This is a genomic window from Micromonospora sp. NPDC053740 (genome assembly GCF_040677775.1).
In the GTDB taxonomy this organism is placed as follows: Bacteria; Actinomycetota; Actinomycetes; order Mycobacteriales; family Micromonosporaceae; genus Micromonospora; species Micromonospora alfalfae.
In genome coordinates, this window is sequence record NZ_JBFASO010000001.1 from 366,045 (window position 1) to 387,256 (window position 21,212).

Consider the following 21,212-nt stretch of genomic DNA (forward strand, 5'->3'; position numbering starts at 1 on the left):
TGACACGGTCAGGCCGTTCGGGCACCGGCCCGCAGCGAGTCGATGGTGAGGTCGAGGACGGCTTCGAGGTGGTCGGTCTTTCCGGTGGAGAGCAGCAGGAGGACGCCGCCCTGGATGCCGGCGAGCAGCGCCGCGGCGGAGCGGTCGGCGTCCACCTCCGAGGCGATGTCCCCGGTCGACTGCATGTGCCGGATGCCGTCGACGATCGCGTTCTGCCAGCGCCACATGAGCCCGGTCACGATTGCCTGCGCGCCCGGCGCCCGCCGCCCGGTCTGGCCGAGGAGACCGTTGAGCGGGCATTTCACCCCCTGCGCGCGGTAGCGCTCGATCAGCCGCTCGCGCCACGCCAACCAAGCCGGCCAGGACGTCAGGTTGCTGAGCATCGGCTCCTGGTCGAGCAGGACCTGGTCGGCCTCGTGCTGGGCCACCGCGAGCAGCAATCCCTCCTTCCCGTCGGGGAAGTAGTGGAAGAGCTGGCCCTTGCTGGTGCCGGTGTGGGCCATCACGTCCTCGAGGCGGACCTCGTCGACGCCGCGCTCACGGATCTCGGCGGCCGCACCGGCGACGATCCGCGCCCGGGTCGCCTCGCCCTTGCGGGTCAACGCCCGTGTCATGAGAACTCCTGTTCTGGACCTGGGGGGTCCAACCCTACGTCGGATTTTGGACTTGCAGGTCCATTTTTGCCGAGCAAAGGTCTGGAACACGCGGTCCGCAACGGGCCGACACCACGATCGGGAGGGCACCACCGTGAACCACTACTACCTGCTCGGGCGGTCCGGTCTGCGGGTGAGCCGGCTGGCGCTGGGCACCATGAACTTCGGCGTCGACGGGTTCCACGCCGCGTACGGCAAGACCGAGGAGGAGTCAGAGCCGATCTTCCGCCAGTATCTGGAGGCGGGCGGGAACTTCATCGACACGGCGGACTTCTACACCGCCGGGGAGAGCGAGAAGATCCTCGGCCGCCTGATCGACCGGGCCGGCGTCCGCGAACGGCTCGTACTCACCAGCAAGTTCACCAACACCGTCGACCCGGCCGACCCGAACGCCAGCGGCAACGGCCGCAAGCACATCATGCGGGCCGTGGAGGCGTCGCTGCGCCGGCTCGGCACCGACTACATCGACCTGTACCTGCTGCACACCTGGGACCGGATCACCCCGGTCGAGGAGGTCGTGCACACCCTCGACGACCTGGTGCGCTCCGGCAAGATCCGGTACGCCGGGCTCTCCGACGTACCGGCCTGGTACGCGGCCCGCGCGCAGAGCTACGCCGAGGCGCACGGCCTGGCCCCAATGATCAACATGCAGCTCCCGTACTCGCTTGTCGGCCGGGGCATCGAGGCCGAGTTCGTGTCGATGGCCCAGAACCTGGGCATGGGCCTCACCGCGTGGAGCCCGATCGGCGGTGGCCTGCTCAGTGGCAAGTACCGACGGACCAGCGAGGGCCTGAGCGGGACCGGCCGGTTGACCAACCCCAGCGCCGCGGGTCGGGAGATCAGCCCCAACGACTGGAAGGTCATCGAAGCCCTCGAGAGCGTGGCCACCGACCTGGGTCGCAGCATGGCCCAGGTCGCGATCAACTGGGTCGCCACCCAGCCCGCCGTCGCCTCGGTGATCATCGGGGCGAGCAGCGCCGAGCAGGTCAGCAGCAACTTCGAGGCGCTCGACTTCGAGATCCCGGCCGACGCCCGTCGCCGGCTCGACGAGGCCAGCGCCCCGGACCTCGGGCTGCCGTACGGCATGTTCACCCCGCAGTACCAGTCCTGGGTGGTGAGCCCCGGCCTCGGCATCGGCGACAAACCGGCCGGCTACGCCCCGCCGGTGTTCAACGCCGCCGCCGGGCCGACCAAGTGAAGGGACCGGACATGACACAGCGCAACGACACCCTGGTTCGTGAGTTCGTCGAGGCGTTCAACACCAAGGACGCGGACCGCCTCGTGCCCTACCTGCACCCCGAGGTCGTGTTCCACGCGTACGGCGACCAGCAGGTGCGCGGCCGGGACGCGGTCGTGGAGGTGTGGCGCGGCGTCTTCGGGACGTTCGCGGAGGTCCAGTTCGCGACCGTGCACCAGGCGGTCGACGGCGATGTCGTGATCGCCGAGCAGGTCCACGGCCTCGGGCTGCCGGGCCGGCCGGTGGCGCCGGTCATGAACATGGCGATCTACGAGATCCGCGACGGCAAGATCGCCGCCTGGCGTGACTACACCAACCCGGAGTACGCCCAGAAGCTCGTCACCGGCTGACCCGCCCGCGTGCCCCCGGCCACGAACCCGCAGCACCGGGTCACGGCCGCGGGCACCCCCTTTTGCCGCAAATCCCGCTGGAGGAAGACATGCACGCGATCCGAATGCACGAGTACGGCGGACCGGAGGTGCTCCGCTACGAGGAGGCACCCGTGCCGGTCCCCGGTTCCGGCGAGGTCTTGATCAAGGTCGCGGGCACGTCGTTCAACCCGGCGGACGCCGTCATCAGAGCAGGTGTCCTGCACCATTCCCATCCCGTCCGGATGCCGCACATCCCCGGCACCGACGTCGCTGGCACGATCGTCGAACTCGGCCCGGGTGTCACCGGCCACGCGGTCGGCGACCGGGTCATCGCGGCTCTGCCGCGACCGGCGGACGGCGCCACCGGTGAGTTCACCCTCGCTCCGGCGGCGCTGGTGGTCCCCGCGCCAACGAGCATCCCGCTCGCCGACGCCGCCGCCCTGCCGATCGCCGGGCTCACCGCCTGGCAGGGCATTCACGACCACCTGCGGGTCCGGCCCGGCCAGCGCATCCTGGTCAACGGCGCGGGCGGTGGCGTCGGGCGGTTGGCCGTGCAGTTCGCCAAGCTGGCCGGCGCGACCGTTCTGGGAGTGGCGGGTCCCGCCAGCATCACGGCAGCCCAGTCGGCCGGCCCCGACCAGATCCTGGACTACACGGTCGACCGGCTGACCGGGCCGGTCGACGCTGTGTTCAACACGGCTCCCATCGACGGGTCCGGCCTGAATCGGCTCGTCGCCCTCATTGCGCCGGGGGGTCGTCTGGTCTCCATCACCTCGTCCGCGGCAACGGACCCCCGCCGCGCGGTGCACGCGATGGTCATGACCGTCCGCTGGGATCCCGCCCACCTCAACGAGATTGCCCGCCGGGTGGACGCCGACGGGATCTCGCCAGGCGTCAGCGAGCGTCTCCCGATGGCCGAGATCGTCGAGGTACACCGTCGCCACGCCGCCGGCCGCCTGTCGGGCAAGGTCGTGCTCAGTCACTGAACGAGGGGGGTCCGCTACCTGCTGCGGTCAGCGGTCGCGCAGGGACGCCGCCAGCTCCCTGCGCGACCCGATGCCGAGCTTGCTGAAGACCTTGCGCAGGTGCCACTCGACCGTACGCGGGCTGAGGAACAGCGCGGCGCCGATCTCCGGGTTGGTCCGCCCCGCGACCGCGAGACGCGCGATCTGCGCCTCCTGTGGAGTGAGCTCGACGGGTACGCCGAGGGTTCGCTTGCGGACCGTCTCGCCGGTGGCGAGAAGTTCCCGGCTCGCGCGCTCGGCGAAGCCCTCCGCGCCCATCGTGGCGAACGCCTCGTGCGCGGCACGCAGCTGGGTCCGGGCGTCGGCGCGACGGTTCTCCCGACGCAACCACTCGCCGTAGAGCAGCCGGGCCCGGGCCAGTTGCAGACCGAGCTGGCCATCCGTGAACCGCTCGACCGCCTCGCGGTACCGGTCCTCGGCTCTCCCCGACCTTCCCGTCAGGGCGTCGGCGAGGGCCTGCACGCCGAACGCCCAGCCCGTGCCGGCTGCGCCGGTACGCTCCGCGAGGCGCTCGCTCGCCTCGGCGGCCACCTCGGCGTCCCCGGCGCGTACGGCGGCCTCGACCAGCTCGCCGAGCGTCCAGTTGTACACGGCGAGATCCTCGTACTCAGCCGCCTGCCGTGCGGCTTCCAGCGCGCCGGGATAGTGGCCGAGCCCGTTGGCCAGCACCGCCCTGGCGTAGCCGGCCAGGCCGAGCAGGCGGCCCTCGCCACGTGCGTCGGCGTCCTTGACGGTGGCGTCGATCAGCTCCATCGCGGGCAGCTCCCGGCCACGGTGGGCGGCCAGGGTGAGCGAGGCGGACGGATGCACGGCCATCCCGGTGGCCTGGCCGAGGGCATCGGCCTCGTCGAGCAGACCGGCCGCGTCGGCGAACCGACCCGCGAACACCAGAGCACCGGAGCGGAACGACAACGCTGTGGGCAGCAGCGACAGCGCACCGGTGGCGCGGGCGAAGCCGACCGCCCGCTCGGTGAGCCGGAGCCAGGCAGCGTCGTCCCACACCTCGTGCGCGACCGGTCCGGCCAGCCAGAGCAGATGTAGGTTCTCGTCCGCCGTCATGGTTTCGAGAGCCCGGCGGAGATGCGGGACGGCGGGCGCGTACCCGTCGAGGGTCCATGCCGTGAGGCCGGTCAGGAACAGGTCTGCCGGCTCGTCACCGGCCGGCACGCCGCGGGCCGCTGCGGCTGCCCGACGCAGGTTGCCGCCACCGAGCCGACCGGCGTGCACGGCGGCACCCACCGCCGAGAGGTACGTCAAGCGTGCCGTCGGGGAATCCAGGCCCTCAAGCCGGCGGGCGGCCGCGAGCAGTGGTGGACCCGCCGCGTTGCCGGGGTTGAGCGCGAACGCGACCTGAGCCCGCAGACGTTCCACCCCGGCCTGCTGCAACGGTTCGAGTGGACCCAGCTCGGCGGCCGCCAGCAGGCCCGGGACCTGTTTCAGTTCCCCGGCGTCCAACCGGGCCCGCGCGGCGCCCAAGGCGCGTGCGGCGCGCGCCTTCGGGTCCGAGGTCAGCTCGGCGGCGCGTTCGAGGAAGGACGCGGCGGCGGACCGGCCGCCCCGGGCGAGGGCGCGACCGGCCGAACGCTCCAGTTCCGCAGCGACCTCCTCGTCGGGTCCAACGGCGGCGTGCGCCCGATGCCAGGCGCGGCGGTCGGGGTCGTGGTCCAGGTCGGTCGCCTCGGCGAGCGCACGATGCACCTCACGCAGTTCGGCGGCCTCGGCCGACCGCCACACGGCCGAACGCACCAGCGGGTGCCGAAACCGCACCCTCGTCCCCAACTCGACCAGGCCGGCGGCCTCGGCCGGCGCGGCGGCGTCCGGTCCGACCCCCAACCGCTTCAGGGCGCGCCACAGCAGCGTCACGTCGCCGAGCGGCTCGACCGCCGCAGCGAGCAGGAGTCGACGAGTGTCCGCCGGAAGCGCCGTGATGCGCCGCCGGAAGCCCTCCTCCATCCGGCTCACCAGGGGCGTTGCGGCCTGTCCGCCGAACCCGAACGCTAGCTCCGCCGGTGTCAGGCCGCGTGGCAGCTCGAGCAGGGCGAGCGGGTTGCCGCGCGTCTCGGCGACGATCCGGTCGCGAACCCGGTCGTCCACCGGGCCGGGTAGCACCGAATCCAGCAGCGCCCGCGCCTCCGCGGCCGGCAAGCCGTCGACCCGCAGCTCCGGCAGGCTGCCGAGGATCTGTTCGTCCCCCGGGCTGCGGGAGGCGAAGACCAGCGCGATCGACTCCTCGTCCAGCCGGCGGGCGACGAAGGTGAGGATGACCTCCGACATTCGGTCCATCCACTGCACGTCGTCCACGATGCAGACCAGTGGCCGTTCCGCTGCGGCCTCGGCGAGCAACCCGAGGACGGCGAGCCCGATGAGCAGCCCTTCCGGTGGCTCGCCGGGGCTCAGCCCAAAGGCGGTGGCGAGGGCGAGCCGTTGTGGCTCCGGCAACCCGTCGAGGTGTCCGAGCAGCGGTGCGCAGAGTTGCTGAAGCGCCGAGTACGCGATCTCGGACTCCGGCTCCACCCCGGCGGCCCGGGTCACCCGACCGGCCGACGGGTGCTCGCTGAGGTAGTCCAGGAGCGCGCTCTTGCCGGCACCCGCCTCACCACGAAGCACCAGCACCCGGCTGTGCCCGGCGCGGACGTCACGCAGGAGCCGGTCGAGCGTGTCCCGCTCGCGCCGACGCCCCCGCAGCGCGGAAATCTCGGTGTTACTCGGCACGTCATCCTCCCCGGCGGAGGGTACACCGAGTGAGATCACCGATTCCGGGTCCGGCCAGCTCAGAGGGCGGTCCCCCGCGCGTCGCCTGCGCGAGGGACCGCGCGGAAGTCAGGCGCCGAGGCCGGCGGTCCGGGCCATGTAGTCGGCGTACCAGATCGGCCAGTCCGCGTCCTCGTGACCGAGTTCCGCCTCGTGCCGGCCGTGCGCCGCGGCGGCGTCGCGCAGGGCGTGCTCCACCTCGGGCACCGAGCCGTAGACGACGTGGGTGATCCGTCCCGGTTGCCGCACGGTGACCTCCTGGAGGACGAAGCCGTTGCCGTCCGGGTCGTTGAACGACGCGAACGACCCGTACGAGCGTCGCTCCGGCTGCGGGCCGGTCACCCGGTCGCGCGTGCCGGCGTGGTGGAACACGCCCCCGGCGTCGTGGAAGACCTCGCTCACCTCGATTCCACGGGCGACCAGTTCCGCGCGGGCGGCGACCACGTCGTCCACCACCAGGTGTATGCCCTGCACCGATCCCGGTGCTGCGCCGGACACCCCGTCACCAATGATGATCGAGGACGCCGAGCCGGGCGGGGTGAGGTGTACGACGCGAAAGCCGTCCGGGGCGACGTAGTCGACGTCCTGCCGGAAACCGACCTTGTGATAGAAGTCCCGGGCCCGGTCCACGTCCGAGACCGGCAGGACGATGACCTCAAGCTTGAAATCCACGATCTTCACTCCTTTGTGGCACCGGACGCCGTTTGTCGTCCGGTGTTCACCGTCGCGCCCAGGACCCACCGGTCGCCCCAGGGACTACCCCTGGCCAGCGCCCTGGGGTCGCTGGGCCAGCGCGCTGAAGGCCAGGTCGGTCGGAGGCCAGTGCCTCGGCCAGGGTGTCTCCCTGGGGCGATCCGGCGGCACGGCCGGGAGAGTCATCGGGGTAACCGACACGACCGGCAGAAAGCTGACACTCGGATGTCTCCCCTCTTTCGCATCTACCTCGTCCGTGGCCTCGTGGCGATCGCCTGGGCCGCCGGATTCTCGACCGTCAGCGACTCGCTCACCGCCATCACCGTGGTCCTCCTGATCGCGTATCCGCTCATCGACGTGGTGGCCTCGCTGCTCGACGCCCGCGAGGACCCTGGCACCCCGGCCCGCAATCTGCAGATCTTCAACACCACGCTCAGCGCCCTGGCGGCACTCGCCCTGGGGCTGGCGGCAAGCAGCGGGATCGGCGCCGTGCTCTTCACCTTCGGCGTCTGGGCGATCGTCTCCGGCGTGGCCCAGTTCACCGTCGCCATCCGCCGCAACAGCCCCGAACTCGGCCGCCAGTGGCCGATGCTGATCGCTGGCGCGCTCTCGGTCATCGCTGGCGCGACCTACCTGCCCGCCGCCCTCGGAGCGGAGCCGAACCTCAGCATGCTGATCGTCTACACAGCGGCTGGCGGTGTCTTCTTCGTCCTGCAAGCCGCGAGCCTCGCCTGGCGGCAGCGCCGACAGACCGTCCGGGTCTGACCAACCGACGCCGTGGTGGCAGGGGCTCACCTGCCACCACGGCGTCGTCGACTGTCAATCGCCGCTGCTGGTCGTCCCGGCGAGTCCGGAGGTCGGCGCGGCCTCACCCTCGTAGAGCGCGACGTATCGCCTGCGCCACTCGTCGCCGTCCGCGCCGAGGGCGGCGAGGTTGAGGGTGTTGTGTTCGACGCCCAACGTCTCCGGCAGGGTGCACACCCGCAGCGGTATCGCGTTCGCGTCGGCGATCCGGCGTGGCACGTCGACCGCTGCCCTGAGGTCCACCACGCCGTCGAGCGGGCTGATCGCGACCGCCGCGGTCCGCAGTCCGGTCCGCCGGGGCGGATTCGGCAGGGTACGGGCGATCGTCAGGTACTGGGTGACGGCGGCGAGCGAGTATCCGCGCGACGTGACGCGGTCCCGGAGAACGCGACGCCCGTACAGCACGATGAGCGGCTTCACGGCGTAGGCCGGCGCCTGTCGCGGGTTCGGACCGAAGAACGGCGACAGCAACAGCAGATGCCGTACGACGTTGCCCGGCACCTGGGCCAGCCAGGCGGCCAGCACGGCGCCCCCGGAGATCCCCACGACGCCTACCTCGTCTCCGAGGGCAGCCGCGACGGCCCACCCCTGCGCGGCGTACGTCGTCAGCTCACCGGCCTCGACCCGGTGGTGGGCCCGCCGGTCGACGGTCCCGTGCTGGGGCGCCCGGGGGATCCAGACGTTGTATCCACTGTCGAAGAACTCCTCGGCCAACCCCGCGTACTGCTCGGGCGCGAGGGTGTACCCGTGCAACAGCAGCACGGCCCGGCCGGTACGGGAGCCGTGGCTCAGCAGCCGGCTGCGCGACTCAGGCCGCACCTCCGGATCGGCCGTCTCGGCGGCGATGACGGCCGCGGCGGCACGGGTGGCCGTGTCGAAGTCGAGCGGTCGGGGAGGCGCGACAGGTAGCCCGCGGCGGCCCACCGGCCAGAGATAGAGCCCGGCGACCGCTGCCCCGACGAGCGCCAACCCGCCGACGAGGAGCGCGATGATCTCCGGCATGGTCAGATGCTGACAGGGGCCGCGCCCGGCGCTGGCTGAGGGGGTGCGCCCGGGTGACCGGGCGCACCCGGTCAGCTATTCCTGGCTGTTCGGCGGCGCGAAGACGACCCGGGACCGCAATTGTCGAAAGCCGGTCCGCTCCAACTCCGCCAGCACCGTCACCCGGTGCGATTCCACGTCGGCGATGACCTCGCGGGCACCGCCGGCGGCCAGCACCCGGACCGCCTCGGCCAGCAGCTCGGGTCGGGCCGCCTCGTCGAGGAGGCCGAGATAGGCGAGCAGGGGGTAGCAGGCGTCTCCGGCCGTGCCGACCAGCCCGACCGGGTCGCCGGCCGCCAGGGCGATGCGCCACCCCTCGGTGTTCTCGCCCAACCAGGCCAGCGGGTCGGTGGCGAGATCCACGCCGCCGACCACCCGTGCGATCTCGACGCCGGTCAGCACGTCCGGCTCGGCGACCCTGGCGACCAGGGCCTTGATCTCCGCCACGTCGACGGGCGCGCGGAAGTCGTACCGCCCGGAGGATGCCGGCAGGGGGGTGCCCGTCCAGGAACAGCGGAGCCGCTCCCCCCGCTCGACCAGCCCGGCGAGCCGGGCGGCCTCCATGGGCGCCTGCACCACGGCCAGCACCTCGGGCCGACGCCGCCAGTGTGCCGGCAGCGCGGCGTAGTACAGACCGGGACCACCGAGCGCCTCGTGGGCGGCGCGTAGCAGCTCGGCGCCCACCTCCGGTTCGGCGTCCAGATCGAACCGGTCCAACCAGGGGGCACCGACGGCGCCCGGCGGAAGGAGCCAGGCGGCGCGGCCCACCAATCGGCCGGCGCGCAGCGCGACCCAGGTGTTCTCGGGACGGTAGCCGCCGCCGGCGATCCCGTCGGCGTACGCGACCTGGCGCAGTTGGGGCAGCGGATCAGGCATGGAGTCGAACAGGTTTTCCTCGCCCGCGATGAGCGGACGGATGACCAGATCAGTCATGGGTTGGTCCTCCGGGAAGCGCGCGCCCCGGGTCAGATCCGCGCGGACGCCGGAGCGCGGAGGGGGCGCAGAACATCGGACATTGTTCTGACCTCCTTCCAGCTCGACGGCGTGCCGAATGACCATACGCGCAGGAGTCGTCGGCCCGCAATGCTCCGTCACAGCGTCGGGTTGGTCTCCGCCCCGCGCTTGTGGGCTCGCTGGTCGTACAGGGTGATGCCGGCCAGGAGCACCGCCGCGACGGCCGCCACGGCGACCGGCGGGAGCAGCACCATCGCCGGGGCCGTCACGACCAGCGCCACCACGCCGTAGTACAGCGCCCGACACCGTGGCGCGGTTCGGCTCTCCCGCTCCAGGGTGCTCCGCCCGACCAGGAACAGCACCGGACCGCCGAAGATGATGGCTACCAGAGCCCAGTCGATCGGCGGGTGTGGATCCTCGATGACCTGGCCGAAGCCGACGGCGGTGCAGATGATGCCGCCGACGATCAGCAGCAGGCTGTAGCTCGCCCACCGCGACAGCCGGATCCCCTCCCCGCTCGGGGTGGAGGCATGGCCGGATCTGACGTGGTAGAAGTAGATCCGCCAGAACGAGACGACAGTCACGAACGAGGCGACGAGGGCGATGGTTCCCTCGGTGGTGAAGCCCGGGAAGCTGACCGCGGCACCGGCTTCGAGCACCACCTCGGCGAGAGCGATCATGAAGAACTGGTTGTACCGCTCGGCGAGATGCGCCTCCGAGACGGTGACCCCCAGGCTGTTGAGCTGTCTCCCGCCCACGCAGGGCAGGGGGTAGGTGGTGGCGGCGCCGATCATCTCGATGGCGAGGGCGATGGTCCAGAAGACGCCTCGACCGAGACCACCGCTGATGCCGCCGCTGATCCAGAGCACGCTGGTGACCAGGTGCCAGGTCAGCACCCGGAGCGAGAACGCGTGCACCGGGTGGCCCCGCAGGGCGAACACCAGGAAGAGCGGTCGACCGACCTGGATGACGACGTAGGTGCAGGCGAAGACGACGCCGCGTTGGCCGAACGCCTGCGGCAGGGTGACAGCCAGCACCAGCGTGCCGAACATCGTCGCCAGCAGGACGACCTGCAGATCGGGGCGCCGGGGGTCGTAGGTGCTCGCCAGCAGGGCGTTGAGCGACCAGATCATCCACATCGCCGTGAAGAACAGGACGGTCTGGCCCGCCTCGGACAGCAGCGTGTGCCGGACGATGGTCAGGTCGTCAGCGACCCGCCCGGCGAGGCGGGCCAGCGCGAAGACGTAGACGATGTCGAAGAGCAGTTCCAGGACGGTCGCCGAGCGGGGGCTCCTACTGTCCCCGAGTCCACGAAAGAACTCGGTGCGCCTCAGCACGGACGGCGGGACAGCTCAGCCGGCCGGGGCCGCCGGCACGGGCGCACCACTGTGGCGACCCTGTTCCGCTGCCATCGTCCCCGAGCCTCCCTCGCCGACCGCCCCCCGCTTGATCCCTATCTGCGTATTTTATCCATCTTCATCGGGTCTCCGTCGCTGATGGCGGATACCGGGTCGGCGGTACGCCTGATCATCTGTGCCGTCACCCTGCGGTACGAGCCCGGGTCGACGGGGAACAGCCACTGCCGGGCCCGGGTCAGCGGGCCGACGTTGAGCCCCAACTCGTCGAGCACCTCGTCGACGTTGTGCATCGAGAACGGGATGATGTTCGTGCCGCGTGCGTGCCGCCCGTTGGTGCGCGTCGCCATCCAGAACAGCCGGGCGCGCACCTCGTCGCGCATCCGGACCTCGGTCGGCAGTGTGATCCCACCCCGCAGGTACGCGGCCGTCCAGACCGCCGCCATCTCCGCGCTGAGCGGGCTGAAGAACGACGAGTTGTAGCCGGCGAACGTCAGCCGCGGCACGCCGATCGGCAGGATCTGCCGGTAGAGCATGAAGTTACCGGCGTCGTCCTGGAGCCGGGCGTGCAACGCGTCGTCGAAGAACGGCACGTGCTGGCGGAAGCCGGTGCCACAGATCACCAGGTCGGCGGGGAGCACAGTGCCGTCGGCCAGGCGGGCGGCGGGTCGGCCACCGTCGACAAGCAACTCGGTGATCACCTGTTCCCGGTGCACGGCGATGCGGCCGTCGGTGACCCGCTCGAAGAAGCCCTCGGTGCCGAGGCTGACAGTGCTGCGGGCGATGTCCTCGAAGCTGCCCTTGGGCACGAGACCCAGCTCGCGCAGCTTGAACTGCCGGGTCGCGACAGCGCCGACGCTGTCGACCATGCGTCGGCGCAGACCGTTCCCCGGGCCGTGCAGGAACCGCTCGAAGCCCCGCAGGTGCAGGTAGCGGAAGAGCGCCTCACCCATCCGGGTGAGCAGCAGGTACTTGTAGTTGAGCGCACCGCCGAGCTTGCGGGGCATCTTCCAGAGCAGCTCGCGCGCCACCACGTGGGTCTGGGCGGCCACCTCGCTCACCGGGACCGCCACGTCGCAGGACGACTTGCCGTACCCGACCACGAGGACGTTCTTACCTCGGGCCGCCTCGAGGTCGTGGAACTCCCCCGTCGCCAGGACGCGCCCACCGGCTTCGGTGAAGCTCGCGTGCCCGTCGAAGGACGGGACGAACGGGTCGGAGAAGATGCCGTTGGCCACGATCAGGTGGTCGTACCGTTCCACTGTCAGCGGGGCCTGGGCGCCCGCCGGCCGCGAGGTGACCAGCCACCCGGTCTCGTCGTTGACAAGCTCGGCCGAGGCGACCTCCGTGGACAGGCGCAGCGCGCCGGCCAGGTCGAACTTCTCCACGTAGCTCTCCAGGTACCGCTGGACCTGCTCTCCCGACGGCCACTGCGGGTAGTCGGCGGGCATCGGCAGGTCGGAGAGGTGGTAGGTGCCCTTGTCGTTCTGGGTGTGCAGGCCGGGGTATCGGCGGGTACGACTCCACACCCCACCGACGTCTGGCGCGCGTTCGAACACTGTGACGTCGAATCCGCTCTGCCGCAGCACCTTCGCTGCGCTCACACCGGCGAATCCGGCACCGACGACGGCAATCCTCATGATCTCCTCCGAAGGACGTACGAACCGTGCCGGCGCTGACCGCCCGCGGTGGTCGCACGCTAGCGAGCAGACCGGGAAGGTCGCTATCCGTGCGACGCGGGCGCTGTCCGCAGTACGCGGCCGGACCCATTTCCTGTCGGGTCGGCGGCTTTCGGGTCTGGTCCGGGCCGGTCCCGCCTTACGGTCAGCGCGACGGGACGCCCGGGAGGTGTCGGATGGATGCGGTGACGGTCCGGACGGACGACGTCGACCGGGCTCGCGCCGAGGTGGGTCGGGTCTTCTGTCCACACCGGCTCACCCCGCAGGCGGGCGTGCACGCCGTGCGACTGCGGATGGCGGCTCGTCGGGCGGGCGGGGTGGGCGTCATCGACCTGGACTACGGGCAGGCGGTGCGCATCCAACCGCCCGCGCTGGAGACCTTCTACCTCGTTCAGATCCCCAGCGCCGGCAGCACGATGGTCCGGCACGCCGGTCAGACGGTGACCTCGACCCCGGACGTCGCCTCGGTGCTGTCCCCGTACGACTCCTCGGACATGCGGTGGTCCGAGGGATCACCCCACCGGATCTTCTACGCCGACCGGCGCGCCGTCGACCGGGAACTCGCCCGCCTGCTGGGCCACCCGGTGGACGACCCGGTCCGCCTCGACGTCGGCATGCTCATGACCACGCCGACCGCGCAGGCGTGGGCGCGCGGGGTGGCGTTCCTCGCCGACGAGCTGTCCCAACCGGCGGACGCGTCCCTCTTCGACCACCCGCAGGTGGCCGCCCGTTTCGAACAGGCACTGATCGGCAAGCTGTTGCTGGCCCATCGGCACAGCCACTCCCACCTCCTGACCGAGCCGGGCCGGCACGCCCACCCCGGGCGTCTCGTCCGGCGGGCCTGCGCCCTGATCTCCGAACACCACGGCGAGGCGCTGACCGTCGGTGACGTCGCCGAGGCGCTACGGGTGAGCGTACGAACGCTGCAGGACTGTTTCCGCCGCGAGTTGCAGACCACCCCTACCGCGTACCTGCGGGCCTGCCGGCTCGACGCGGCGCACCGCACGCTTCGCTCGGCCGCGCCGGGGGTGTCCGTGACGACGGTCGCCCTGCGACACGGCTTCGTGCACCTCGGCCGGTTCGCGACCGAGTATCGGAGCCGGTTCGGCGAGTCGCCGTCGACGACCCTGCGCCGCTGACTTCTGCCAGCTGCCGCGCCTCGCCCGGTCCTTGCCTTGACGCTGACGACAAGGTTTAGCGTTGTCGCGACGGGCCGATGGAGGAGGTCGGATGCTCATTGGCGAGCTGGCTGAACGGGCCGGCACGAGCCCTCGCACGCTGCGCTACTACGAGGCGCACGGATTGGTACGGGCGCAGCGCTCCGCCAACGGCTACCGCGTCTATGACGAGACGGAGCTACGCGTCGTGCGGGAGATCCGGGCTCTGCTCGACGTCGGTTTCGGCCTCGACGATGTCCGCCCGTTCGTCGCCTGCCTGCGGGCCGGCAACACCTCCGGCGACGTCTGCCCGGACTCGGTGGTGGTGCTGCGGCGCAAGATCGCCGAGGTCGACGTCGTCATCGACCGGCTCGGCGCGGTGCGGGAGCAACTGCACAGTCAACTCACCCACGCGATCGCACATCGGGAGAAAACATGCCTCCGAAGGCAGAAGTAGGCTCGCTGGTCACTGTCACCGACGACACGTTCACGGAGCTGGTGCTGGCCAGCGACCGGCCCGTGGTCGTCGATTTCTGGGCGGACTGGTGCCCGCCCTGCAAGGCCATCGAGAAGAGCCTTGCCGAACTGGCCCAGGAGTTCGGTGACCGGATGGTCGTGGCGAAGCTCAACTCCGACGAGAACCCGAGAGCGACCCGTAGCTACCGCGTGATGTCCCTGCCGACGCTGCTGGTGTTCCGTCAGGGCGAGGTGGTCGGCTCGACGGTGGGGTCCAGGCCGAAGACGTACCTGCGACAGACCCTGACCGCACAGGCCGGCTGGTGACAACCAGCAGCGCCGGTTGGCGCCGTCGGAGAACCAGGTGGTGACCGACGGCCAACATCAGCTCCGGAAATCGTTATCCCGGTCCGGTCGGCCAGTCTCCTGAGGGGAGGCAGATGGCGATCTTCCGTCATCGCCTGCATCAGGTAGGTACGACCAGGTGAGGGAGTCGAGACGATGCGCGCAACCGGCCAGGGTGAAGCGGACGCCGCAAGGGGCAACCGAGGCGTCCACGCGGAACCCCGACGCGGGATGCTCGGCCGCCTCCCGATCGGTGCGCGGCGACTGCTGTGGCCGCTCGTCGTGGCCGCCGCGGTCGCCGTACTGGTGACCGGTGTGGTCGTCGTGGTGCAGCCGACCGGGCCGACGCCCACCCCGGCGGCGACGCAGGCGCTCGACGCGCCCCCGCCTGCGAGCCCACTGCCGGGCACACCCGCCGCGACCACGCCCGCCCCCACCACGAGCCCGGCGGGAGCGACCCCGACGCCGACGCCTACCGCGAAGCCGACGACGGCGCGTCCGGTCGCCCCGGCGGTGACCTCGAAGCGCAAGGGCGTCGGGGTGTGGACCTTCGACGGCGTCAGTCAGGCGCTGGCCAACTCCGGGGCGAGTTGGTACTACACCTGGGACGTGGCCCATTCGGGCATCAACAGCCCGAAGGGCGCCGAGTTCGTCCCGATGATCTGGGGGGCGAAGAGCGTCACCGCCACCAACCTGCAACAGGCCAGGAAGAACGGCCGCCACCTGCTCGGGTTCAACGAGCCGGACCTGAAGGGTCAGGCGGAGATGACAGTCGAGCAGGCGTTGGAGCTGTGGCCGCAGCTGCAGGCCACCGGTCTTCCGCTGGGCAGCCCGGCGGTGGCCTGGGGCGGCGACCGGCCGGGCGAATGGCTGGACCGGTTCATGGCCGGGGCGAAACAGCGCGGCTACCGCGTCGACTTCATCGCCCTGCACTGGTACGGCGGCGACTTCACCACCGCCAACGCGGTCAACCAGCTCAGGTCGTACCTGCAGGCCGTGCACGACAGGTACCAACTGCCGATCTGGCTCACCGAGTTCGCCCTGATCGACTTCTCCAACGGCGTCCGCTTCCCCACCCAGGCACAGCAGGCCGCCTTCCTCACCGCGGCGACCCGGATGCTGGGTGGGCTGTCCTGGCTACACCGGTACGCGTGGTTCGGCCTGCCCGCCACCGACAAGGACCAGACCGGGCTGTTCCGCACCGGCAGCACCGCCACCACCGTCGGCCGCGCCTACCAGGCGGCGCGCTGACCTACAGCACGTCGACGTGGTCCCGCCAGGAGTGCTGCGGCTCGTACCCCAGCACCCGGCGGGCCTTGTCGATGCTGAGCAGCGTCTCGTGCTCACCCAGCTCCTTGCGGATCTCGACACCCGGGTAGACCTCGGCCATCAGGCTGGCGCTGGACCTGCTCATGACGGTGTCGGCGTTGGCGATGACGAAGACGTCGGCACCGGGCTGGTCGTGGGCGAGGGCGCGCTCGACCGCCTGGGCCCCGTCGCGGGCGTCGATGTAGCCCCACAGGTTCCACCGGCGCAACTGCGGGTCGGCGTCGAACGAGGGGAACGGCGCGTAGTCCTCGACGTCCATCACGTTGGAGAAGCGCAGCCCCACCATGACCAGCTCCGGGTCCCACCGGCAGAAGTGCCGGGCCATCTCCTCCTCCAGGGCCTTGTTCAGCGAGTACGTCGACTCGGGTCGGGGCGCGTACTCCTCGTCGACCGGCGCGTACGGCGGCGGGGTGTCGAACGGCAGCCCGAGCACCGTCTCGCTCGACGCCCAGACGACCCGCTTGATCCCGGCCGCCCGGGCCGCGGCGAACACGTTGTACGTGGCGGCGGAGTTGTTCGCGAAGGTGGTCGCGTTCGACATCAGCCCCGGGGCCGGGACCGCCGCGAGGTGCACTACCGCGTCGACGCCGCCCGCGTGCTCGTCGGCGCCCCCGGTGAACGCCTCCACCACCTGCCCGTAGTCGGTCAGGTCGACCAGCAGGAACTCGCCGTTGACGTCGCGCGGGTCGCGGCCACCGGCACGGTCCACCGCCAGCACGTCGACGCCCACGGCGCGCAGGTGGCCGACCACGGCCCGGCCGAGCTTGCCGGTGGCACCGGTGACGACGACACGCCTGGGCAGTGCGGATTCGCTCATGACCACATCTTCGCCGGGGGCCAACGGGGACGCACACGCGGGTACGGCGTTACCCCTAGCATGATCGACATGGATATCACGATTCACACCTGCTCCCTGCCGCACACCGACCCGGACGCCTCCCTGGCCTTCTACCGCGACGCCCTCGGCTTCGAGGTCCGTAGCGACGTCGGTCAGGGCGCGATGCGTTGGATCACGGTCGGCCCCGCCGACCAGCCCGGCACGTCCATCCTCCTGGCGCCGCCGGCCGCTGACCCCGGGGCGACCGAGGACGAGCGCCGCACCATCACCGAGATGATGGCCAAGGGCACCTACGGCTGGATCCTGCTGGCCACGCGGGACCTCGACACCACCTTTGAGAAGGTGCAGGCCGGCGACGCCGAGGTCGTCCAGGAGCCGACCGAGCAGCCGTACGGCATCCGCGACTGCGCCTTCCGCGATCCCGCCGGCAACCTGGTCCGTATCCAAGAGCTTCGCTGAGCCGCCCGGTCCTCGATCTGCGCCGTTCGCGAGAGCTGACGAGACCGGTCAGAAATCAAGAAGCACCGGTCACCCGACCGCAAATAGCGTCATCGCCATGACATCGATCGCATCCGTCACCCTCGACGTGGCCGACCCCGTGGCCACCCAGCGCTTCCACACCGCCGCCTTCGGTCTGGACAACGGCGGGCATTTCACCGACCCGGACGGGTTCGTCTGGGAAGCCTCATCGCTGGCCACCGCGAAGTAACTGGAGGAAGCATGACGGAAGTTCCGCCGCGTGGGCTTGAGCAGAGGCTTCGGGACACTAGCGCCAGACTGGAGAACGACATCGACCTCTGGGTCGCGACGGCGGGTTCCCCCGGGGGCGTACACCTCATCCCACTGTCGTTCCTCTGGGACGGTGCCGCGTTCCTCGTCTCAACGCCGCGCGACTCGATCACCGGCCGCAACCTGGTGGCTGATGGCCGGGTACGCCTCAGCCTCGGGCCGACGCGCGACGTCGTCATCGTCGACGGCACCGCCGAGCCGGTGGACATCGCCGACCTCGGCCCGCAGACGGGTGCTGCGTTCGCGACGAAGACGGGCTTCGACCCGAGCGGTCTCGACGAGCCCTACCAGTACTTTCTGATCCGACCGCAGCGTATCCAGGCCTGGCGGGAGGCGAACGAGCTGAAGGGACGCGTCCTCATGCGGGACGGCCGCTGGCTCGGCTGAACGCGCGATGTACCTGTAGCACCATGATCCGGGCGGGCGGGTGCGTAACGTGCAGGGGTAAACGTTGTCGCGACGAGGAGACTTCATGTCCAAGCCACCGCTTCCCGAGGCCGCGGTCGCCATGCTCCAGAAGCCGAACCCCGCCGTCATGACCACCCTGCGCAACGGTGGCCAGCCGGTGTCCGCCGCCACCTGGTACCTGTGGGAGGACGGCCGGATCCTGGTGAACATGGACGAGAGCCGCCGCCGGCTGGAGCATGTCCGCAACGACCCCCGGGTGTCCCTGACAGTGCTCGACGAGGCTGGCTGGTACACCCACGTCAGCATCATCGGGCACGTCGCCGAGCTGCGCCCCGACGAGGGCCTGGCGGACATCGACCGGTTGTCCAAGCACTACACGGGCAACGCGTACCCACGCCGGGAACGTGCCCGGGTCAGCGCTCTGATCGAGATCGACCGCTGGCACGGTTGGGGCGCGCAGAAGGACAACAACCAGGTCGGCTGACCGTTGCCGCGCCCTGGCACCCTCGACGGTGCCAGGGCGTCGTCAGCCGTCAGGGCGTCAGGGCGGTGGCGGACCGGGCGCCGACGCGGGTCACCAGGACGCCGAAGGCCGCCGCGGTGAAGAACATGACGATGCCGTAGACGGCGCCCGGGATCGCCATCTGGGTGCTGTTGAGCAGCGCCGGGCTGAGCGCGATGGTGATGGCCAGGGTGCTGTTGTGGATGCCGATCTCGAAGCCAGCCGCCGTCGCGGCGCTCCGGTCGACACCGGCGAGGCGCGGCACCCCGTACCCGATGGCGAGGCTGAGCAGGTTGAAGGCGAGCACCGCCAGGCCGACCGAGACGAAGTAGTCGGCGATGTTCTCCCGCTCGCCGAGCACCGCGCCGGCGATCACCGCGACGAGGACGACGACGGAGAGGATCCGGACCGGGCGGTTCAACCGCTCGGCCACCTGCGGCATGCGTGCCCGGATGAGCATTCCGATCGCGACCGGGACGAGCACGATGGCGAAGACCTGGAGCACCTTGTCGAACTGCAGGCCGATGCTTTTCCCGTCGGGCAGGAAGTACGCCGCCGACAGGTTGACCAGGATCGGCAGGGTGACCACGGCGAGCACCGAGTTGATGGCGGTCAGGGTGATGTTCAGGGCCACGTGCCCGCCGAACAGGTGGCTGTAGAGGTTCGCAGTGGTGCCGCCCGGTGACGCGGCCAGCAGCATCATGCCGACGGCCAGCTCGGGTGCCAGGTCGAACGCGAGGACGAGGCAGAAGCAGAGCGCCGGCAGCACCAGCACCTGGCAGACCAGGGCGATGACGGCGGCTCGTGGATGGTGGGCCACCCGACGGAAGTCCGCAATTGTCAGTCCGAGACCCAGACCGAGCATGATGATGCCGAGGGCGACGGGTAGTCCGATCAGAGTCACGGCGGAGTCCATGGCACAACATCGTTACCACCCGGTAACGCCGCAACAATCCCCCATGCGGCTGGACGCTCTTGACCCCGGACGGTGATCGGCTTAACTTCATCAATCAGATAAGTGTCTTTACTAATTCTGCTTGATGCCTCGTGGGAGTGTGCCGATGCGACCATTCCGCCACCGCCGTCTCACCGCCGTGGTCACCCTGGCGGCCCTGCTGTTCACCGCCGCCCCGCCCAGCGCCGCCAGCGCGGGCGACAACCAGCAGCGCCGCACCGGTTACCACCGGGTCGGCTACTTCACCCAGTGGGGCATCTACGGCCGGGCCTTCCCGGTCAAGAAGCTCGAAACCTCCGGGGCGGCGGGCCGCCTCACCCACCTCAACTACGCCTTTGGCAACGTCAGCGAGGACGGTCGGTGCTACGTGGACGGTGGGCCGGGCGAGGGCGACGCCTGGGCCGACTACCAGCGCCCCGTCCCGGCCGAGGAGAGCGTCGACGGCGTCGCGGACGCACCGGGCCAGGCGCTCAACGGCAACTTCGGCCAGCTCGCCAAGCTCAAGGCCAAGCACCCCGAACTGAAGGTGCTGATCTCGCTGGGCGGTTGGAGCTGGTCGACGTACTTCTCGAACGCGGCCCGCACCGACGCCTCCCGCAAGACGTTCGTCACGTCCTGCATCGACCTCTACCTCAAGGGGAACCTGCCGGGCACTACCCCGGGCGCCGGGGCTGGCGTCTTCGACGGCATCGACCTCGACTGGGAGTGGCCCAACTGGGAGGGTGAGCCCGGCAACGTCATCCGCCCGGAGGACCGGGAGAACTTCACCAAACTGCTCGCCGAATTCCGCCGGCAGCTCGACGCGTACGGGCGCACGACACGCGCGCATCACCCGCTGACCGCGTTCCTGCCGGCCAGCCCGGCCACCATGGACGCCGGCTACGAGGGTCGCAAGATCTTCAAGTACCTGGACTTCGCCACGGTGCAGGGGTACGACTTCCACGGCGGCTGGGATGCGCGGGCCAACCAGCAGTCGGCGCTACGCGTCCCGGCGGGCGCCCCGGACAACCCGGACTTCTCCGTCGAGGTGGCCATCGACGGGTGGATCGCCCGTGGCGCGCCACGGAACAAGCTCGTGCTCGGCATCCCCTACTACGGTCGCGGCTGGACCGGCGTCACCGGCGGCGGCAACGGCCTGTTCCAGCCGGCCACCGGGCCCGCGCCGGCCACCTTCGAGGCCGGGTACGAGGACTACAAGAAGCTCAAGACCCTGGCCGGTAACGGCTACACGGTGCACCGCGACCTGCGCGCCGGACACGCCTGGTTGTTCGACGGTACGACGTTGTGGACGTACGACGATCCGGCGGTCGTGTTGCAGAAGACGCTCTACATCCGACGGGCCGGTCTGGCCGGCGCCATGATCTGGTCGCTCGACGGCGACGACGACAACGCCACGCTGACCAAGACGATCGGCCTCGGCCTGACCACCTGGTAGCCGCGCACGTGCGCCACCCGGCCCGCCGCCGGCCGATCTCTCGGCCGTCGGCGGGCCGGTTTACCGCTACGCGGGTGTCACAGCGCGCACCGCGGCCTCGATGAGCGCCGTCACCTGGTCCATGTCCCGAGCCCGGTGGACGTCCACCTCGGCCGACCATCCGTCGGGCCTGGTGAGTTTCACAGTCACATCGTCGCGGCGGTGGGTCAGCCAGCCGGCGATCGCCTGCACCAGCACCATTGCGGTGCCGGCATCGCTGGCCGCCACCCGCAGGACGTCAGTGCGGTCCGCCGACATCCCGTCGGGGGACGTCGTGGTAACCCCCTCCCGCAGCCGATCCTCAGCGCGCAGCCAGGACGCCAGCGAACGCCGAGCATCGGCGGACGGAAGATCCGGATGTACCGAGAGAGTGATCATCTCTGGCACGTCTCCTCC

General features: G+C 70.7%; 23 protein-coding genes. 13 read left to right on the top strand and 10 right to left on the bottom strand.

Annotated elements, in window-relative coordinates; translation table 11 throughout:
* Nucleotides 1–8 precede the first annotated feature (8 nt).
* On the bottom strand, nucleotides 9–614 hold the full coding sequence (locus AB0K35_RS01610) for a TetR/AcrR family transcriptional regulator (RefSeq protein WP_238667639.1): 606 nt from the start codon (nucleotides 612–614) through the stop codon (nucleotides 9–11).
* Between the two features lie 133 nt (nucleotides 615–747).
* Between AB0K35_RS01610 and AB0K35_RS01615 the strand changes: the two genes are divergently transcribed.
* The 3 genes from AB0K35_RS01615 (at nucleotide 748) to AB0K35_RS01625 (ending at nucleotide 3,247) form a co-directional block, all read left to right on the top strand.
* Complete coding sequence (locus AB0K35_RS01615; protein ID WP_238667640.1) at nucleotides 748–1,851, top strand: aldo/keto reductase; 1,104 nt, start codon at nucleotides 748–750, stop codon at nucleotides 1,849–1,851.
* An 11-nt stretch (nucleotides 1,852–1,862) separates the two neighbouring features.
* Nucleotides 1,863–2,240, top strand: a complete 378-nt coding sequence (locus tag AB0K35_RS01620) for a nuclear transport factor 2 family protein (protein WP_363882940.1) — start codon at nucleotides 1,863–1,865, stop codon at nucleotides 2,238–2,240.
* A gap of 89 nt (nucleotides 2,241–2,329) precedes the next feature.
* Nucleotides 2,330–3,247, top strand: coding sequence for an NADP-dependent oxidoreductase (locus AB0K35_RS01625; protein ID WP_238667642.1), 918 nt, complete (start codon nucleotides 2,330–2,332; stop codon nucleotides 3,245–3,247).
* A gap of 27 nt (nucleotides 3,248–3,274) precedes the next feature.
* Here AB0K35_RS01625 and AB0K35_RS01630 read toward each other — a convergent pair whose 3' ends face one another.
* Entirely contained in the window at nucleotides 3,275–5,998 is a 2,724-nt protein-coding gene (locus tag AB0K35_RS01630; RefSeq protein WP_363882943.1) for an AAA family ATPase, read from the bottom strand.
* Nucleotides 5,999–6,106: 108 nt separating this feature from the next.
* On the bottom strand, nucleotides 6,107–6,709 hold the full coding sequence (locus AB0K35_RS01635) for a VOC family protein (protein WP_238667644.1): 603 nt from the start codon (nucleotides 6,707–6,709) through the stop codon (nucleotides 6,107–6,109).
* Between the two features lie 246 nt (nucleotides 6,710–6,955).
* On the opposite strand from AB0K35_RS01635, the gene AB0K35_RS01640 reads away from it, so the two are divergent.
* Entirely contained in the window at nucleotides 6,956–7,495 is a 540-nt protein-coding gene (locus tag AB0K35_RS01640) for a DUF308 domain-containing protein (protein WP_363882947.1), read from the top strand.
* 54 nt (nucleotides 7,496–7,549) lie between these two features.
* Here AB0K35_RS01640 and AB0K35_RS01645 read toward each other — a convergent pair whose 3' ends face one another.
* The 4 genes from AB0K35_RS01645 to AB0K35_RS01660 all read right to left on the bottom strand — a co-directional run bounded on the left by AB0K35_RS01645 (nucleotide 7,550) and on the right by AB0K35_RS01660 (nucleotide 12,524).
* Nucleotides 7,550–8,536 carry an alpha/beta fold hydrolase gene (locus AB0K35_RS01645; RefSeq protein ID WP_238667646.1) on the bottom strand — a complete coding sequence of 329 codons (987 nt, stop codon included), beginning with the start codon at nucleotides 8,534–8,536 and terminating at the stop codon, nucleotides 7,550–7,552.
* Nucleotides 8,537–8,611: 75 nt separating this feature from the next.
* Nucleotides 8,612–9,508: an acetyltransferase gene (locus AB0K35_RS01650; RefSeq protein WP_363882951.1), complete on the bottom strand. Its 897-nt coding sequence runs from the start codon at nucleotides 9,506–9,508 to the stop codon at nucleotides 8,612–8,614.
* Between the two features lie 158 nt (nucleotides 9,509–9,666).
* Entirely contained in the window at nucleotides 9,667–10,866 is a 1,200-nt protein-coding gene (locus AB0K35_RS01655; protein WP_363882954.1) for a low temperature requirement protein A, read from the bottom strand.
* A 116-nt stretch (nucleotides 10,867–10,982) separates the two neighbouring features.
* On the bottom strand, nucleotides 10,983–12,524 hold the full coding sequence (locus tag AB0K35_RS01660; protein ID WP_238667649.1) for an NAD(P)/FAD-dependent oxidoreductase: 1,542 nt from the start codon (nucleotides 12,522–12,524) through the stop codon (nucleotides 10,983–10,985).
* Nucleotides 12,525–12,748: 224 nt separating this feature from the next.
* Between AB0K35_RS01660 and AB0K35_RS01665 the strand changes: the two genes are divergently transcribed.
* The 4 genes from AB0K35_RS01665 (at nucleotide 12,749) to AB0K35_RS01680 (ending at nucleotide 15,772) form a co-directional block, all read left to right on the top strand.
* On the top strand, nucleotides 12,749–13,702 hold the full coding sequence (locus AB0K35_RS01665; RefSeq protein WP_363882957.1) for an AraC family transcriptional regulator: 954 nt from the start codon (nucleotides 12,749–12,751) through the stop codon (nucleotides 13,700–13,702).
* A 91-nt stretch (nucleotides 13,703–13,793) separates the two neighbouring features.
* Entirely contained in the window at nucleotides 13,794–14,177 is a 384-nt protein-coding gene (locus AB0K35_RS01670; RefSeq protein WP_357268867.1) for a MerR family transcriptional regulator, read from the top strand.
* A complete protein-coding gene (trxA, locus tag AB0K35_RS01675; RefSeq protein WP_238667652.1) occupies nucleotides 14,156–14,503 on the top strand; it encodes a thioredoxin in 348 nt (115 codons plus the stop codon). Before AB0K35_RS01670 ends, trxA begins: the two co-directional genes overlap by 22 nt.
* 174 nt (nucleotides 14,504–14,677) lie before the next feature.
* Nucleotides 14,678–15,772 (top strand): glycoside hydrolase family protein, encoded by a 1,095-nt coding sequence (locus tag AB0K35_RS01680; protein WP_363882962.1) that lies wholly within the window; start codon nucleotides 14,678–14,680, stop codon nucleotides 15,770–15,772.
* 1 nt (nucleotide 15,773) lies between these two features.
* Here the strand turns inward: AB0K35_RS01680 and AB0K35_RS01685 are convergent, their stop codons facing one another.
* Nucleotides 15,774–16,667 (bottom strand): NAD(P)-dependent oxidoreductase, encoded by an 894-nt coding sequence (locus AB0K35_RS01685; protein WP_238667654.1) that lies wholly within the window; start codon nucleotides 16,665–16,667, stop codon nucleotides 15,774–15,776.
* Between the two features lie 69 nt (nucleotides 16,668–16,736).
* Here AB0K35_RS01685 and AB0K35_RS01690 point away from each other — a divergent pair, with 69 nt between their 5' ends.
* The 4 genes from AB0K35_RS01690 (at nucleotide 16,737) to AB0K35_RS01705 (ending at nucleotide 18,369) form a co-directional block, all read left to right on the top strand.
* Nucleotides 16,737–17,147, top strand: a complete 411-nt coding sequence (locus AB0K35_RS01690) for a VOC family protein (protein ID WP_238667655.1) — start codon at nucleotides 16,737–16,739, stop codon at nucleotides 17,145–17,147.
* 97 nt (nucleotides 17,148–17,244) lie between these two features.
* Entirely contained in the window at nucleotides 17,245–17,397 is a 153-nt protein-coding gene (locus AB0K35_RS01695; RefSeq protein ID WP_363882966.1) for a hypothetical protein, read from the top strand.
* 11 nt (nucleotides 17,398–17,408) lie between these two features.
* Complete coding sequence (locus tag AB0K35_RS01700; protein WP_238667657.1) at nucleotides 17,409–17,864, top strand: pyridoxamine 5'-phosphate oxidase family protein; 456 nt, start codon at nucleotides 17,409–17,411, stop codon at nucleotides 17,862–17,864.
* 85 nt (nucleotides 17,865–17,949) lie between these two features.
* Nucleotides 17,950–18,369, top strand: coding sequence for a PPOX class F420-dependent oxidoreductase (locus AB0K35_RS01705; RefSeq protein ID WP_196926210.1), 420 nt, complete (start codon nucleotides 17,950–17,952; stop codon nucleotides 18,367–18,369).
* 49 nt (nucleotides 18,370–18,418) lie between these two features.
* On the opposite strand, the gene AB0K35_RS01710 is transcribed toward AB0K35_RS01705, so the two are convergent.
* The gene (locus AB0K35_RS01710) at nucleotides 18,419–19,303 is read right to left on the bottom strand and encodes a bile acid:sodium symporter family protein (RefSeq protein ID WP_238667658.1); all 885 of its coding nucleotides are present in this window, start codon (nucleotides 19,301–19,303) and stop codon (nucleotides 18,419–18,421) included.
* A 145-nt stretch (nucleotides 19,304–19,448) separates the two neighbouring features.
* Here AB0K35_RS01710 and AB0K35_RS01715 point away from each other — a divergent pair, with 145 nt between their 5' ends.
* On the top strand, nucleotides 19,449–20,777 hold the full coding sequence (locus AB0K35_RS01715) for a glycoside hydrolase family 18 protein (protein WP_238667659.1): 1,329 nt from the start codon (nucleotides 19,449–19,451) through the stop codon (nucleotides 20,775–20,777).
* A 66-nt stretch (nucleotides 20,778–20,843) separates the two neighbouring features.
* Here the strand turns inward: AB0K35_RS01715 and AB0K35_RS01720 are convergent, their stop codons facing one another.
* Nucleotides 20,844–21,194, bottom strand: a complete 351-nt coding sequence (locus AB0K35_RS01720; protein WP_238667660.1) for a hypothetical protein — start codon at nucleotides 21,192–21,194, stop codon at nucleotides 20,844–20,846.
* Nucleotides 21,195–21,212 lie beyond the last annotated feature (18 nt).

Coding starts and splice junctions, on each gene's coding strand:
- AB0K35_RS01625 (WP_238667642.1), top strand. CDS start 2,330: ATGCACGCGATCCGAATGCACGAGTACGGCGGACCGGAGGTGCTCCGC.
- AB0K35_RS01695 (WP_363882966.1), top strand. CDS start 17,245: ATGACATCGATCGCATCCGTCACCCTCGACGTGGCCGACCCCGTGGCC.
- AB0K35_RS01715 (WP_238667659.1), top strand. CDS start 19,449: ATGCGACCATTCCGCCACCGCCGTCTCACCGCCGTGGTCACCCTGGCG.
- AB0K35_RS01720 (WP_238667660.1), bottom strand. CDS start 21,194: ATGATCACTCTCTCGGTACATCCGGATCTTCCGTCCGCCGATGCTCGG.
- AB0K35_RS01685 (WP_238667654.1), bottom strand. CDS start 16,667: ATGAGCGAATCCGCACTGCCCAGGCGTGTCGTCGTCACCGGTGCCACC.
- AB0K35_RS01640 (WP_363882947.1), top strand. CDS start 6,956: ATGTCTCCCCTCTTTCGCATCTACCTCGTCCGTGGCCTCGTGGCGATC.
- AB0K35_RS01690 (WP_238667655.1), top strand. CDS start 16,737: ATGGATATCACGATTCACACCTGCTCCCTGCCGCACACCGACCCGGAC.
- AB0K35_RS01710 (WP_238667658.1), bottom strand. CDS start 19,303: ATGGACTCCGCCGTGACTCTGATCGGACTACCCGTCGCCCTCGGCATC.
- trxA (WP_238667652.1), top strand. CDS start 14,156: ATGCCTCCGAAGGCAGAAGTAGGCTCGCTGGTCACTGTCACCGACGAC.
- AB0K35_RS01705 (WP_196926210.1), top strand. CDS start 17,950: ATGTCCAAGCCACCGCTTCCCGAGGCCGCGGTCGCCATGCTCCAGAAG.
- AB0K35_RS01660 (WP_238667649.1), bottom strand. CDS start 12,524: ATGAGGATTGCCGTCGTCGGTGCCGGATTCGCCGGTGTGAGCGCAGCG.
- AB0K35_RS01650 (WP_363882951.1), bottom strand. CDS start 9,508: ATGACTGATCTGGTCATCCGTCCGCTCATCGCGGGCGAGGAAAACCTG.
- AB0K35_RS01620 (WP_363882940.1), top strand. CDS start 1,863: ATGACACAGCGCAACGACACCCTGGTTCGTGAGTTCGTCGAGGCGTTC.
- AB0K35_RS01700 (WP_238667657.1), top strand. CDS start 17,409: ATGACGGAAGTTCCGCCGCGTGGGCTTGAGCAGAGGCTTCGGGACACT.
- AB0K35_RS01670 (WP_357268867.1), top strand. CDS start 13,794: ATGCTCATTGGCGAGCTGGCTGAACGGGCCGGCACGAGCCCTCGCACG.
- AB0K35_RS01645 (WP_238667646.1), bottom strand. CDS start 8,536: ATGCCGGAGATCATCGCGCTCCTCGTCGGCGGGTTGGCGCTCGTCGGG.
- AB0K35_RS01610 (WP_238667639.1), bottom strand. CDS start 614: ATGACACGGGCGTTGACCCGCAAGGGCGAGGCGACCCGGGCGCGGATC.
- AB0K35_RS01680 (WP_363882962.1), top strand. CDS start 14,678: ATGCGCGCAACCGGCCAGGGTGAAGCGGACGCCGCAAGGGGCAACCGA.